Below are 14943 nucleotides of genomic sequence, written 5' to 3'. Positions count from 1 at the left end.
CAATATTATTATTTTATAATATAAAACAAATATATACATACCTCTAGTGAAATATGTATTGACCATTAAATATTTATTATATTATTTAATTTTGAAATTAAAGAGTTGGATTTACAACAGCTAATAATGATTTAGGATCAGTTAAGACAGTAATACCTTTTGGAATTTTAACGTCTTCAACAAATAATTTATCTTCACATTTCATATTTGATACATCTATTTCAAGTGTTTCAGGGATTTTTTCAACATCTCCTTGGAAATCTATAAACGGATCAAAGGTTTCAAGAATTAATCGTTTGCTTTCTAAATTTTCTTGCCCAACATATTTAATTGGAATTCTCATCTTAATTATTTCATTTGGTTGTACAGATTGAAAATTAACATGTAAAATTTCATCAGCACTAATTTTTTGTACTTCTTTAACTACACAATTAAATCTTTTATTATCTAAATCAATAGGAATAATAGAGCCACTATTATTTTTTCTTAGTAGTCTATGGAGTTCTGCATTACATATTTTAACAGGAATTGATTCTTCTAAGAATTCACCAAAAATTACTGCAGGAATTAATCCGGATTTTCTAAGTTTATTTTTATTTTCTTTTGTACTTCTTTCGTATACCTTAAATGCTACATTTGACATAATAAATACCTCTTTTCTAATTTTTTAAATTTTAAATATGGTTTTATTAAGCTTATGAAGTATAAGTTAAGGTGAATAAATCCATACAAAAATGAATTTGAACGCATAACTAATTACACCAAGAGCTTAATTTTAAGCTCCACATATGCATCAAGCCTCCTTTTATTTAGTAGCTTCAGCATAATAAATATACATATCAAAGTCAAATATGGAAAATGATGTAATAGCAATAAAAAGAGAAAATGTTATTAAAAAGCCAAGTAAATAATCAGAAAATTATGAAAAAACTATTAAAAGACACTTTTATTAACAAAGTATTAAATTTATGATAATATATTTATGGATAGAAACTTACTTAATAAAAATGAATGTATATTAATTGGTAAATAAATGTTACATTAGTAAGAAATCAATCATATTTTTAACTAATTTAAATTTTAATGTACATAACAGTAATATTATTGTGATATTTTATAAAAATTGCAATAACATATTTATCGATATGCATTTTTAGTATATACTGTTAATGATTGAGTATATACTAAAATAAAGTGTATTTTATTAAAATAATTAAAAAAGGGAGAGAAACTGATGAATCAATTAAATCATGAACTCGGAATAATAGCGTTAGAAAGCTGTAAGGAATTGGGAAATGCTATAGATAAGTACATCCAAAGTAGTAGAAACTGTACTGAATCATTCTTAATACCACATAATGAAGTGAGATTTTCTAATGGTGAAGGAAAAGTTAAGATTTCTGAAACTGTTAGAGGAAAAGATATTTATATTTTATGTGATGTTGGAAATTATAGTTGTACATATAAAATGTTTGGAATTAAAAACCATAAAGGTCCAGATGAACATTTCCAAGATATTAAAAGAACAGTTTCAGCTATAAGAGGTAAAGCAGCAAGAATAACAGTAATTATGCCGCTTTTATATGAATCAAGACAACACAGACGTAAGGGAAGAGAGTCTTTAGACTGTGCATTAGCACTTCAAGAGCTTGAAAGATTAGGTGTTGATGAAATTCTTACATTTGATGTACATGATCCTAACGTTCAAAATGCTATTCCTTTATTATCTTTTGAGAATATTTATCCAACTTATGATATAGTAAAATGTCTTATTTCTAATGAAAAAACATTGGAACGTGATAAAGAAAAACTATTAGTAATTAGCCCTGATACAGGAGCTATGGATAGAGCGATTTACTATTCAAGTGTTCTAGGCGTTGACGTCGGTTTATTCTATAAAAGAAGAGATCATTCTACAATAGTTAATGGAAAAAACCCTATTGTTCAACATGAATATATGGGAAGAGATGTAGACGGTAAAGATGTTTTAATAGTTGATGATATGATAGCATCAGGAGAATCTGTTCTTGATATAGCAAAAGAATTAAAATCTAGAAATGCAAGAAACGTATATGTTGCTGCAACTTTCGCTTTCTTTACAGAAGGTCTAGAAAAGTTTAATAAATATTATGAAGACGGAATTATAACAAAAATTTATTCTACTAATTTAACATATATACCAAAAGATTTAAACAATTCTAAGTGGTTCAATGGTGTTGATATGTCAGAGTTTGTAGCTAGAATTATTAATAGATTAAATCACGGAAAATCTATTGCTAAATACATGGATGCAACAAGAATAATACATAGCTTATTAAATAAATAATATAGATATTATTTTTAAAATATAAATTAAAATAGAGATTAACCAGCTGTTTAGTAGGTTAATCTCTATTTTAATTTATATGCCTTATGTTTTAAAACATACTTTTTAATTATAATTGCAAATTATGAATTTTTACGTTCATTAGCTTTATTTAAAAAACTTTCTTTTTTTACGCACACACGTTCATGTTCTCCAGCAGCTATTAGTCCTTTATTATCAAATGCTTTTAATGAAAAGCTATATTTACGTCCTTCTACTTTAGTAAGTTCAGCTTCAGCATATACATTAACACCTTCAGCAGTTGCACATAAATGTTCTACAGTAATCTTTGTTCCTACAGTAGTATAAATATCTTCTAAGAAATTTTGAGCTAGATCAGCTGCAGCACCTTCCATAATTGCTGCAACCATTGGAGTAGCAAAAACTTCTACACTTCCACTTCCAACATTAACAGCTAACATATCTTTAGTAACTGTAAGTTCACGTCTAGCTATTTGTCCAATTTTAGGTTCATTCATTGTATTCATCCTTCCATTTTTAAATAAGATAGTTAAATTATAGCATATATTATACGATTACACTATAAGCTGTGATATGATTTGTATAGTAGTCATATATTATTTACAAATAATATAATAGAAGGTGATAATTAGGCATAATCAAAGAAAATATTTTATTTCATCATTTGCATTAATATTTTTTAGCGTACCTCTAGGTTATTCAACATTTCAAATAATCTATTATAAGAAAGATTTGACAGGAGTATTTGATATTTTATTAGAAGGATACATAAATGTTTATGTATTTATAGGTATAATGTTATATGGTTTAGGATTAGCTAAAATGTTAATAGAGAAAAACAAAATAGATTAAATAATGAATAAAAAAGTCCATCCAAAAAAATTTGAATGAACTTTTGATTTATTCTAATACATTAGTTACGTAATTTAAGATTATAAAAATGTTCTTATTGACGACATTAATTGTATATCGATAGGATTTTCAACAGTATAACAAGTATTACAAGATTTAGAGTAAAAAGTATTTTTATCATATATATATTCTGAATTATTGCATAGTGCTTTAGAAATAAATCGCCATATTTTATTAAAATACTTTGAGAAATTTAATGAATTTTCTGAGACTTTATCATGAGTACTGTCTTTAATAATATTAGAAACTAATAAGTGAAATTTAGATTTTTTAGTAGTTCTATAATTCATAACAATCCCTCCGTTTTGTAAACGATATATGTGTTGAAATGATTAATTTTTTTTAAATCATTACTATACTAATAATATAATCTCTTTTTCTAGAATTTACACATCACATAAATTTACAGATTGATAAAAATTAGCAGGTAATTTTATATAAATATATATAATTTTTTCTAATATTATCCTTATAATATTAAACTATTAAAAAAACTTTATAATTAATAAAAATAATAGAAAAGGTTAAATTTTTTTAGGAATATAAAGGAACATATTTATTAGAATTTTAAAATTTATACTTAAGAAATGTTTATAGAATCAAAGGAAATATAGTAATTAGGATGACAAAGTGTAAACAAGGATTTAATTTCAAGAGTGGAGATAAATCTTATTTTTTCATATTATTTAATATAAAAGTATAATAGAGATGTTTAAATGAAAATAGAGATTACTAGTATAGTAAGGAAGTTATATAGAAAATTTATTAAATATATAATTCTGATTGGATAATATATATGTTGCAATAAATCAAATAACTGTAAATTATTTTGTTTAAGATTTAAACTTGCAACATATATATTAATTTAAAATCTAATATTTATTTTAAATTAGATATTATTATATTTCTTACATATTCAGTTAAATTTTTTTCGTCTTCTCTTGATAAATTGTCAGTTCTAATTGGTTTTCCATAAACTACTTTTATTTTTGTAGGCAAAAAATCTCTATGGTCTTCAAAAGCTCTAGAGGCTCTATCTATACTAACAGGAACAATAGGAGCCTTTGATTTTGTAGCAAGTTTTAAACTTCCCTTTTTAAATTCACCAACTTGCCCCTCTTTATTTCTAGTACCTTCAGGAAATATTCCTAATGAGTATCCTTTTTTTATATTTTCAACTCCATCACTTATTGATTTAAGAGCACTTCTAGTATTTTCTCTATCAAGTGCTATACTACCTGTTCTTTTTATCCAAGCACCAATAATAGGAACATCAAGCATCTCTTTTTTTGCAATAAATCCAAGTTTCTTTTTTGAAGTGTATACTATTAATGGTATATCTAATATGCTTGAATGATTTCCGATAAAAACACAAGGCTCACTGGGTATATTTTCTTCTCCTTTTAAATCTATTTCTATACCAATAGTATTTATAGTAAATTTACTCCAAAGATATCCTGTTTTAACCACATAATCTTGAGCAGCGTCATCACCTTTTACTTTTTTTAGATATGTATATTTTAATCCTTTAATTTGTAACCACAACATATATGTTCCGTATTTAATGAATTTGAGTATTTTAAAAGACATAATATTTTCCCCCTAAATTAAATGTATAAATTAAATTTTAACTTAATTTTAAATAAAAGTACAATTTTATATGCTATATTATGTTAAATGTATTTGAAAAATTATGTAGTCAGGTTATAATTTAGTTATAGCTATTATTAACTAAATTATAAATATATTATTAACGTAGGAGAATTATAATATGAAAATTATTGCATGTACATTAATACTAAAAGATGATTTTAACAATATTTTAGCTTTAAAGAAGAAAGCTAAAAGGGGACAAACAGGAAAATGGTCATTGTTTACTCAAACTTTGACTGCAAAAGGTAACTGTGAAAAATCTCTAAATAAAGGTGTAAATAAAGTTTTAAAAACAGTTCTTTTTGGGCTTGAAGAGTTTAAAGAGTATACTATAAATTCTGATGAAGCTATCAAGGTATACACAGGAACACTAAAGGAAAGATATGTATTAGATAAAACTTATGATGAAGCAAAATGGATAAGCAAAAATAATTTAGATACGTTTGAGTTTGAAGAATTTGATGAACAAATTTTAAGGGATTATTTTAATAGATAATAAAAAATATTTGTATGTTTAAAAATCTGAATTACTGAAAAATAGATGGCTGAAAAGTCATCTTGAAGATTTTTAATGGAGAGTAAATTAATGAAAATAATAGATTTAACTCATAATATTTCTAATGATATGCCAGTATTTTCAAAAGATGAAATGCCCAATTTAAAACAGGTTAACAATGTACAAGAGGATGGATTTAGTCAAACTTTAATAAATGTTTATTCTCATAATGGTACACATATGGATGCGCCTTTACATGTTATAGAAAATTCTTTAACTTTAGATAAGATGGATGTATCTAATTTTACAGGTTTAGGAATTGTTATAGATTGTGCAGATTTAGTTAATGCCAAAGAAAAAGTAATAGATATTAGTTATATAGAAAAAAATAAAACAAATATAGAGAAAGCAGAATTTTTAATTTTTAATACAGGATATTTTCATAAGTGGGGAAATAAAGATTACTTTAAAGACTACCCTGTGTTACATGATGATGTGATTAAATATATAATTAATCACAATAAAAAAGGTATAGGGATTGATTTGATGTCAATTGATACAATATCATCTGAAGACTTACCAATTCACAATGAAATATTAAAAAATAATATAATTATTATAGAAAACCTCACAAACTTAGATAAGCTTGAAAATGAATTATTTGAATTCTTTGCATTACCATTAAAGTATGAAAACTCTGATGGTGCTCCTGTTAGAGCAATAGCAATTATAAGATAGTTATAATTTACAAGAATAGTCGTAAATTTCATAATATTCTCTTTTCAGTGAGTAATGATACATATATGGTATAATATTACTTGCTAAAAAGGGGGAAGATAGTAAATGTATATATTTTTAATAATTTTGTCTATAGTATCTGTTATAGTAGCAGAATATATAGCAACTGCTTTTATAGGATTTTCAATTTTGAATCTTAGTTTTTGGGTTGTGATTCCAGCTGGTGGAGCATTAATAGGTATGTTTTTAGGATGGACATTTTCAAATGCATTTAGAAAAAGTAATAAAAAATTTAGTAAATGGCATTGTTTAATGGCAGCATTAGTATCTATTCTAACATTTATAGGAATAAACTATATGGAATATCGTACAACATACTTATTAGATGATTATACAATTAGTAGAACATTTGAAGGAGCACCTATTAGTGAATTTGTTTATACTGATGATGATGGTATAGAAAAACAAATGACTTTTATAAATTATCAAAAGTATTTATTAGATAATTCAGATTCGACAATCAGATTTAAAAGTGGAGATACAGTAGACGTTAAAACAAGTGGTAAAATAAATTATATAGTATACTTTTTACAACTTATAGCTATGATTATTTTTACAACATTTTATTTTGTAATTAATTTATCAGATTTTAAATATTGTGATAACTGTAAGAGATATTACACTGCAAAGAAATTATTTGAATTTTTACCAAGTGATTATGAGATTATTATGAACAAGCTTAATGACGTAAATGGTTGCTTATTAGAGTTAAAAGAGTTATCTAATAATAATAAAAAGATACACAATAATGTTTATTTTAAAGCAACTCTTATGTATTGTAAGGACTGTAAAAATGGTGAAATAATAATAAAAAAACATAAAGGCAATGATACTGATAATATAAAGAACATAACTTTAGATAGTTTTTCAGTAGAAGGTTTAATATAATAACTACATATTATTTTTGTAAAGGCTACATTATTAATTAAGAATTTAATAATGTAGCCTTAATTTTATAATAATTATCTTACATATATAGTAAATATTAGATTTAAATGTATCTATATTTAAACAAAACTTAATTATATTTAACTAAGTAATAAATTATTAATAAAATCGTAAAAAATAATGTATAGATTTATATTATAATTATATTAATGAAGATAGAAATTTATAATTAATATGAAAAGTAGATATAGATAAAAAGTATCTTTCAAAATGGGATATATTTTAAAATAGTATTGAGATAGTAGATAATAAAAGGAGAATATTTAATGAAAAAGAAATTTATAACTGCCAAGTTAACAGCTTTGTTATTTTTTATACTTACAAGCAATACGTTAACAGTGTTTGCAGCACCTAATGATTTATCGCTTAATGAGGTTATACAAAACGTACAAGAATATGATAATAAAATTGAAAAAAATATGGACAAGCTAAACGAATATAAAGAGCAAATTCTTCAAAAAGAAAATGATATAAAAGAAAATGAAGATGAATTAGAAAAAGCTCAAAAAAATTTAGAAGAAAAAGATAGTTTATTAGAAGAAAGATTAAAGAAAGTACACATGGATGGTGGTTTTGAACTAACACCTATGCAATATTTAGATGCGTTACTTTCTTCAGGGAATCTTGTGGAAGCAGTAGAGAAAGTTCAGGTGATTTCTCAGGTATGTAAAAGTGATAGGAAACTTGTTTCAGATGCAAAGGAGTCAGAAAAAGAACTTAATGATATAAAAAATAAAATAGAAAAAGAAAATGAGCAGTTAAAAAAAGATAAAGAATCAATAGAAAAAGAAATTAAAGATTTAGAAGATCAAAAAAGTCAATTATTAAAATATGTTGAAGAAAATAGTGCTTTATTAATAGATGGTACAAGTACTATAGTTCCAATAACACTTCCGTCTGATATTACAGGTCAAGCTAGAACATTAATAGAAGAAACACAAAAATACCTAGGAATTCCTTATTTATGGGGTGGAACAACTCCTGACGGATTTGATTGTTCTGGTCTTATGCAATATGTTTTTAAATCACAAAATATAGATATACCAAGAGTATCTGAGGAACAACAAAGTTTTGCAAAACCTATAAGTATGGCAGAAATTAAACCAGGGGATTTAGTGTTTAACAAAGCTTCCAATTCAACACACGTAGGAATGTATATAGGAAATGATATGTTTATTCATGCACCACATACAGGAGATTTTGTTAAAATAAGCAAATTAAGTACATCTAATATGAAATATGTTGGAAGAATTTTAGATACTGATAAAAACTAGTTTTATAACGAATTATATAATAGAAGAGTTAAAAAGTCTTATTTTAGAAGACAAAAAAGTTGAAGCAATTAAAAAGTGTAGGGAGATTACTGGATTAGGATTACTTGAAGCTAAAGAATATGTAGATTCTTTAAAATAAGATTAAGTATAAAATTATAGTTTTATATGCTAATTATTAAATAAAATATAAAAACAGTAATTAATTAAAAAATACAGATGAGATAAAAAAAGTCTCATCTGTATTTTTTATTATAAATTAATTGTTTTAACATTTTATTCATTAAATTTAGAGGTTTAAGATTCTAGGTTATTTTATTTAAATGTTTCATAATATAAAAATCTCCATTTCCTATATAAATTTCTTGATTTTTACTTTTAATGAACTCAAAACCTTGTGATTTATAACAATTAATAGCTCTTTTATTCCAAGTTCTAACTTTTAGGATAACTGGTTTATTAGGAAATTTAATTTTACATTTATTTAAAGCCAATTTAGTAAGTTCTTTTCCAAAGCCTTTATTGCAATATTTGGGATTTATACCTATTCCGAAAAAAACAAAATTTTCTTCAGGATGTAAATTTATAAATCCTATTATTTCATTTTGATTATTAGTATAACTAGTAAATTGTTTTCTTTTTAATTTATCACATAATAAATATTTCTCTTTAATCATATTTTTCCAATTAGGTAAATTATAAATTGCATATTCATTGTAATATTTCCATTTAGCTATTTGTTTTGCATGTTCTTCTGTTAATTCTTTAGCTTTTAAATTTATCATAAGTAGTCTCCTAATAAGTTTGATTATCTATTATTATACTATTTAATTTTATAATTATTTATAGTAGTACTATTGAAGAATTAACTTACTATTATAGTACTGATAAAACCAAAGATATTAATAATATCTGTTAAATATATAATTTGGTTAAATAAATTTTATCAATAGCTACTACTTAATATCATTGATATTAAGTAGTAAGCAAGTGAAATAAGTAATTTTAAATACATGGTAAGATATAATTGATGAATATTGGAAAAATATTGTATACATTTTAATTAATAAATTGTCTTATATATAGGAAGCTAAAATCTTAAAAAGGAGTAATCATGGACAAAAATTTGATAGTAAATTTGTATAAACAACAATTTAAAATTATATGTTTATATTTAGTGAAATCCGGATGTTCAATAAGCGAAGCAGAAGATATTGTTCATGATAGTTTCATTAAAGTGATAGAATATATGGATGGAATTGATATTAAAAATTTATCTTCTTGGTTATTTAGGGTTGCTATTAATAAATATAAAAACAGTGTTAAAAGAGGAAAGATAATAAATTTTATTTCAGTTGATGAGGATAAATTTTATGAACAATTAACTGGTGATGTAACTATTGAAGATAAAATATTAAGTATGGAAAAAAGAGAAGAGGTAACAAAAGTACTTAAGAGTTTGAGTGAAGAATATAGATCATTACTTATATTTAAATATGAGATGGAACTAAGTTATAAAGAAATAGGTTTTTTATTAGGAATGAATGAAAACAAGGTGAAAACTTATTTATATAGAGCAAGAAATAAATTTAAAGAGAGGTGGATGAATAAAAATGAAAGATGAAGAGATAGATAATATATTTGATGATAAAAAGTTACAAAAATCTTTTAAAAAAGCAAAGCTAAAATCAACTTTAAAAATAATAGTAATAGCAATGTTTGTTTTTATAATTGTAATCATTTTAAATTTTATTATAGGCATAAAGTATAGTCAAAAGGCTTATGAAAAGAATGAAGCATATATAGAATTATCAGTACCAAATGGTTATATAAGTAAGTCAAATGATATTATTGGTTTTTTAGGTGGAAGTGGAACTTATAAGATATCCAAAAATCTTGGAAATAGAGCTGTTATTTTAGAGGATAGAATATCATTATTTGGTGTTATACCACCTCTAAACTGTTCTAGAATACATGGTCATTCCTCTTCTAGAGGAAAAGAGTGGTCTATATCACTTTGGGAAAATGGATATAAAAAAATGAGATTTTTTCATCCAGATCTTCAATATAAAAAGTATCAAAATGATTTAGAAAAGCTAGATAACATTCCAGATGGTAAAATTATAGAAATGGGAATATCGTTTGATAGAGGATATAAGATATACGAGATGTATTTAGTGCAAAATGCTATAAAGTCAGCTGCAACAACCTGGTTATGGCTTGATGAATTTACAAATCAAAATATGGAAGAATTTAAACAAAAAATAGATGAATATGACTCTACAAGTGCTGGAATAGAAGAGAGTGATATTATAGGGATAGAATGTGATGAACTTTCAGGCTTTGATAATAATGAATACAACTATAGTTATGATAACTTAATAGATACATTAAATAAAAGCTGTTATATAAAACATAAAGATTTATATAAAGAGATAATGGCAAGAGGAAAAACAAAGGTAGATGATGCTAAAATTTTAGGTGCAGTTGTTTATGGAACTAAAGATGAACTTAGAAAGCTTATAGGAAATCCAATTATTAAAGCAAGTTCTTTTGGTGTTATAGTAGATGATATATATTAATATTGATAAGGGTAAGAGAATTATGGTAAATTATTATTTGAAAGTTTTAAGTAATCTTGTTTTCTAAATAATTGTTAATGTTGAACAAAAGAATTGTTTTATTATAATGCTTTGGAGGATTTTAAAATGAATTTTGAATACAAAGGTGAAAGTATTGATTTTAAACTTATAAGAAGAAAAAGAAAATATCTTTGTATAAAGATTGATTTAAATGGTGATGTACAAGTGTTAGCTCCTATGAAATTATCTAATCAATATATATTAAATTTTATTTATCAAAAAGCAGAGTGGATTATTGCAAAAAAGAAAGAAATGGAATTAATTTCTAATAAAAAAATCAAAAGAGAGTTTAAAGATGGAAGTACATTTATGTATTTAGGAAAAGAATATCCTCTTCATTTGATTTTTGATAAAGAAGCTAAAAATATACTTATTAATTTTATTGATAAAAATACAGATATTAATCCCAAAAATTACGAGGGATTTGTTATAGTAACTAATACACAAGATGATGAAAAGTTAAGAAAAGCTTTAGAAAAATGGTATAGAGAAAAAACTTTAAATATTGTTAAAGAAAGAATAACTTATTATGCATTTAATTTTAAAGATAAAATAACTAAGGTGACTGTTAAAGAACAAAAAAGAAGATATGCAAGCATTAATATTAAGAATGAGACATTTTTTAATTGGAGAATAAGTATGGTGCCTATAGAAGTGATTGATTATATCGTTGTACATGAAATGTGTCATATGGATTTTAGAAATCATTCGAAAGACTTTTGGACAAGAGTAGAACAAGTTATGCCTAATTATAAAATTTATCATAATTATTTAAAGAATAATGGCATTAATATGACATTGGAGTAAAGATATTTATATTAAGTACAGTAAATGAACATATATAAATATTTTTTGAAACAGTCACTTTAATTAATAAAATACCGTAAATTTATTTGTATGTTTAAAGAATAGGGTATTTTTATAGTACTTCTGTAAAAAAACAGTAGCTAATTTTGTTTTTTACACAAAATTAGCTACTGTCTTGATTCTTATTTTCCTCTATGTTTTGCTTTCTTTTTTTGTTGTCTTAACTCAAATTGTCTGTTTTTTTCATCTTCTTTTTTTTGTTTATTAAAAGATTTTCTTTGTAATTTGTTTTGTTCATGCTGTAACTTTAATGCTTGTTGCGCTTTTGTTCCTACATCAGTATCTTTCAATTGTTTATTAATTAATCTTTGCATACGCTTAGGATTTAGCTTTTTTTCAGCATGATTTGGTTCATTGATAATAGGTGAACTATAACGTAACTTATATAAATTTTTAAGAATAAAATCATATATTTCATAATCTTTAGGTTCTTGACCAAAAGTTACTTTAGAAACTTTTAGTGTATCATCTGAAATATATTCAAAAATTCCAATCCAAAATGGATCCTCAAAAAATACAGTTAGTTTTGACGTTATTTTGTTCATGTTAAATCCTCCTTAAATAACAAAAACAAAGAACGGACAACCAAGGAGGCAGGTTACTGATAGCAAATGCTACGTCCGGACTACCAACCGAACTGTGTTTTTATCTTTGTATATTTAATTTTTGCCCAATAAGATTAATTTTTAAAGGGCATATAAATAATATATTTATATTAAATTATGTTTTAAGTATATAATTTAATAATATTTAAAAACATAATTATATACTATTATATCATATTTAATTATGGTATAAGTTATCAATAGCTATAGTAATTGCAATGAATAATTTATAACATTCCTCTTGAAATACAGAAATTTCATAACAATCACTAATAGTTAATCTACGTTTTTTTATTGTTGCCATAACTTCTTTATCTTTAACAATAAAAAAATCTCTTGCAAAAATATTTCCTTTAATTTTATAAGCTCCATCAATAGTATTAATAGAAAGATTGGGTTTAAACCAAGTTTTTTCTTCACACAGAGATGCATATTTTGAGCTATCAATAAATATATCATATTGATTCCAAATAAATTTTTTCTTTTTTTTAATCATAATAGTTTCAGCTTCATCTAAATTATAAATATATATTTTAGTTCCTAAAGATATAATGTTTCCTAAAAAATTATCTAACAATCCAGTTAAACCTTTTTTAACAACTTTTAGTATGGGTTGTTGTTTTTGATCATATATAAAATATTTATCATTTCCTAGATTTAATCTTTGTTTTATGTAATAAGTTTTCATGTTTAAAAGTCCTTTTAGTATTTATTTTGAGGTAGATTCTAATGATTTCACATAGGTTATTAATTCGTCTAGGTTTTTCCTTCTTGTAAAATCTACAGGATTATTATAAGCAGCAAGCATACCTTTTTCATCTGGTGTTAAATCTTTTTTCTTTTTTAATTTCCATTTAAGTAATGTCATTAAAATTTTATCAAATGAGTTTAATTTACTATAATCAAACCCGCCTCTTAAATAAAAGAATCTTATAAATTTTTGTTCATCATTAGTAAAATTCTTATCTTTGACTTGATTTATTGATTCTTTTTTTGATGGAGATGCACCGGTTGCAAAAACAATAATATTTTTATCTTTAAGTTTATCAATATTTTGTTTAATAAATTTTAGTCCAGTAATACCTGAAGCATATAAACTTCCACCATAAATTACAATATCATAGTTTTTTATAATATCTATTCTAACTTTTGAAATATTAAAAATATCTGCTGATAATTGTTCTGAAATCCACTCAGCATATTTTTTTGTAAAGCCTGTTTTTGATTTGTATATTACTACACTTTTCATTATTTATACCTCTATAATTTTTTTGTATTATAATCAATTATAACATAATTTGTAAATCATACATTTTTAAATTTTATGCTATGTTTTAAAATAGTATTGATGTTAGAGTAAAACCCTCTGTATATGAGCTTTATATTATAATATCAACATTCATTTAAAATATAGTAAAATTTTAAAATGACGATTAGAATAATTAAAGAAAAGTAAAAAAGCCTGATGACGATATAATATCGAAATAAGACTTTAGTTACATAATTTTTTTATAATATGATGAATTACCATTCATAATAATTTTACTTTTGTTAGGAACTTGTGTAGAAATTAATATAATATTTAAGAAATCAACAGAGCTTGCAATTGCATTCATTATGCATAGAAACTTTATTATAGGAGTCAAACATCCAATTGAACCTAAAGCTAATACACAAAATATTGAAATTGATAAAAATGGCATAAAACATATCATTATATATAAGTTTTTGCTTATAATTTCTTCAGTATAAGCATAACCACCAAACCACGTAAGTCCCAAAAAAGTTTTATCAGATGTTAGAAAGTTAGGGATACAAATTAAGTGTATAAATTCATGTATATATATAAATATAAGAATAATCAATATGTATATAGGATTAATTGTTATAGAAAATCTACCCTCATTAATTTGTAAAATATTCAAATTGATTGGGGAAAATATATTTATTATAGACCATGATATTAAACCTAAAATAATCATAAGTGGAATTGAAAATATAATTGATGTTAGGATATTTTTTGGTTCTTTTATTAAGATCCAACCTTGATTTAATAATTCATTATGTTTATCTTCATTAAATTTAGGAAATTTATTTTGTATTTTCATCTTTAGTTATCTCCTTTGTGCTTTTAAATGATAAGTTTATAATATAATTAAAGATTTCAATAATATTACAATTGATTATATAATAGCAATTTTATTTATATATTCTATTTTAAAACTACGCTATGTTTTAAAACAGTGTTGATATTATAGTATAAGGGCGAACTGGCATTGGAATTTACTTTTTAGAACTCTTAATGAAGATTTGTACAATTAATTGCTTGTCAGCAATCTTTGATTGGGAGCATGCATTAATTGGACTAAGCTTTATTTTAGAGTTCTTAAAGCAAATTCCCCTG

Annotated in this window: 17 protein-coding genes and 1 pseudogene; 9 read left to right on the top strand and 9 right to left on the bottom strand. The window is 23.9% G+C overall.

The window, feature by feature from the left end:
• Positions 1 to 97 precede the first annotated feature (97 nt).
• The gene (locus tag ACYUET_RS17050) at positions 98 to 643 is read right to left on the bottom strand and encodes a 50S ribosomal protein L25 (RefSeq protein ID WP_460281627.1); all 546 of its coding nucleotides are present in this window, start codon (positions 641 to 643) and stop codon (positions 98 to 100) included.
• A gap of 591 nt (positions 644 to 1234) precedes the next feature.
• Here ACYUET_RS17050 and ACYUET_RS17045 point away from each other — a divergent pair.
• On the top strand, positions 1235 to 2326 hold the full coding sequence (locus tag ACYUET_RS17045) for a ribose-phosphate pyrophosphokinase (RefSeq protein WP_460281625.1): 1092 nt from the start codon (positions 1235 to 1237) through the stop codon (positions 2324 to 2326).
• 122 nt (positions 2327 to 2448) lie between these two features.
• Here the strand turns inward: ACYUET_RS17045 and ACYUET_RS17040 are convergent, their stop codons facing one another.
• The 3 genes from ACYUET_RS17040 to ACYUET_RS17030 all read right to left on the bottom strand — a co-directional run bounded on the left by ACYUET_RS17040 (position 2449) and on the right by ACYUET_RS17030 (position 4849).
• Positions 2449 to 2844, bottom strand: a complete 396-nt coding sequence (locus tag ACYUET_RS17040; RefSeq protein WP_460281624.1) for a thioesterase family protein — start codon at positions 2842 to 2844, stop codon at positions 2449 to 2451.
• Between the two features lie 435 nt (positions 2845 to 3279).
• The gene (locus ACYUET_RS17035; RefSeq protein ID WP_460281622.1) at positions 3280 to 3549 is read right to left on the bottom strand and encodes a hypothetical protein; all 270 of its coding nucleotides are present in this window, start codon (positions 3547 to 3549) and stop codon (positions 3280 to 3282) included.
• A 589-nt stretch (positions 3550 to 4138) separates the two neighbouring features.
• A complete protein-coding gene (locus tag ACYUET_RS17030) occupies positions 4139 to 4849 on the bottom strand; it encodes a lysophospholipid acyltransferase family protein (protein ID WP_460281621.1) in 711 nt (236 codons plus the stop codon).
• A 181-nt stretch (positions 4850 to 5030) separates the two neighbouring features.
• On the opposite strand from ACYUET_RS17030, the gene ACYUET_RS17025 reads away from it, so the two are divergent.
• The 5 genes and pseudogenes from ACYUET_RS17025 to ACYUET_RS17005 all read left to right on the top strand — a co-directional run.
• Positions 5031 to 5408: a hypothetical protein gene (locus tag ACYUET_RS17025; RefSeq protein WP_460281620.1), complete on the top strand. Its 378-nt coding sequence runs from the start codon at positions 5031 to 5033 to the stop codon at positions 5406 to 5408.
• Between the two features lie 90 nt (positions 5409 to 5498).
• The gene (locus ACYUET_RS17020; protein WP_460281618.1) at positions 5499 to 6146 is read left to right on the top strand and encodes a cyclase family protein; all 648 of its coding nucleotides are present in this window, start codon (positions 5499 to 5501) and stop codon (positions 6144 to 6146) included.
• Between the two features lie 105 nt (positions 6147 to 6251).
• On the top strand, positions 6252 to 7094 hold the full coding sequence (locus ACYUET_RS17015; protein ID WP_460281617.1) for a hypothetical protein: 843 nt from the start codon (positions 6252 to 6254) through the stop codon (positions 7092 to 7094).
• A 326-nt stretch (positions 7095 to 7420) separates the two neighbouring features.
• The gene (locus ACYUET_RS17010) at positions 7421 to 8428 is read left to right on the top strand and encodes a C40 family peptidase (protein WP_460281615.1); all 1008 of its coding nucleotides are present in this window, start codon (positions 7421 to 7423) and stop codon (positions 8426 to 8428) included.
• Positions 8429 to 8444: 16 nt separating this feature from the next.
• A pseudogene (locus ACYUET_RS17005) lies at positions 8445 to 8567 on the top strand (ribosomal protein L7/L12); the annotation flags it as partial.
• 163 nt (positions 8568 to 8730) lie between these two features.
• Here the strand turns inward: ACYUET_RS17005 and ACYUET_RS17000 are convergent.
• Complete coding sequence (locus ACYUET_RS17000) at positions 8731 to 9210, bottom strand: GNAT family N-acetyltransferase (RefSeq protein ID WP_460281613.1); 480 nt, start codon at positions 9208 to 9210, stop codon at positions 8731 to 8733.
• A gap of 329 nt (positions 9211 to 9539) precedes the next feature.
• Here ACYUET_RS17000 and ACYUET_RS16995 point away from each other — a divergent pair, with 329 nt between their 5' ends.
• The 3 genes from ACYUET_RS16995 (at position 9540) to ACYUET_RS16985 (ending at position 11874) form a co-directional block, all read left to right on the top strand.
• On the top strand, positions 9540 to 10049 hold the full coding sequence (locus ACYUET_RS16995; protein WP_460281611.1) for an RNA polymerase sigma factor: 510 nt from the start codon (positions 9540 to 9542) through the stop codon (positions 10047 to 10049).
• Positions 10039 to 11007 (top strand): anti sigma factor C-terminal domain-containing protein, encoded by a 969-nt coding sequence (locus ACYUET_RS16990; RefSeq protein ID WP_460281609.1) that lies wholly within the window; start codon positions 10039 to 10041, stop codon positions 11005 to 11007. Before ACYUET_RS16995 ends, ACYUET_RS16990 begins: the two co-directional genes overlap by 11 nt.
• A 126-nt stretch (positions 11008 to 11133) precedes the next feature.
• The gene (locus tag ACYUET_RS16985; RefSeq protein ID WP_460281607.1) at positions 11134 to 11874 is read left to right on the top strand and encodes a M48 family metallopeptidase; all 741 of its coding nucleotides are present in this window, start codon (positions 11134 to 11136) and stop codon (positions 11872 to 11874) included.
• A 182-nt stretch (positions 11875 to 12056) separates the two neighbouring features.
• Here ACYUET_RS16985 and ACYUET_RS16980 read toward each other — a convergent pair whose 3' ends face one another.
• The 4 genes from ACYUET_RS16980 to ACYUET_RS16965 form a co-directional block, all read right to left on the bottom strand.
• On the bottom strand, positions 12057 to 12479 hold the full coding sequence (locus tag ACYUET_RS16980) for a YjdF family protein (protein ID WP_460281606.1): 423 nt from the start codon (positions 12477 to 12479) through the stop codon (positions 12057 to 12059).
• A 238-nt stretch (positions 12480 to 12717) separates the two neighbouring features.
• The gene (locus ACYUET_RS16975; protein ID WP_460281605.1) at positions 12718 to 13227 is read right to left on the bottom strand and encodes an LURP-one-related/scramblase family protein; all 510 of its coding nucleotides are present in this window, start codon (positions 13225 to 13227) and stop codon (positions 12718 to 12720) included.
• Between the two features lie 21 nt (positions 13228 to 13248).
• Positions 13249 to 13788 (bottom strand): flavodoxin domain-containing protein, encoded by a 540-nt coding sequence (locus ACYUET_RS16970; RefSeq protein WP_460281604.1) that lies wholly within the window; start codon positions 13786 to 13788, stop codon positions 13249 to 13251.
• A gap of 247 nt (positions 13789 to 14035) precedes the next feature.
• Positions 14036 to 14647: a DUF3267 domain-containing protein gene (locus tag ACYUET_RS16965; RefSeq protein ID WP_460281603.1), complete on the bottom strand. Its 612-nt coding sequence runs from the start codon at positions 14645 to 14647 to the stop codon at positions 14036 to 14038.
• Positions 14648 to 14943: the final 296 nt, after the last annotated feature.

This window comes from Clostridium sp. CTA-5 (assembly GCF_054768135.1).
Note: the sequence above shows the minus strand (reverse complement) of the source record. Positions and strands in the feature narration are given on the sequence as shown.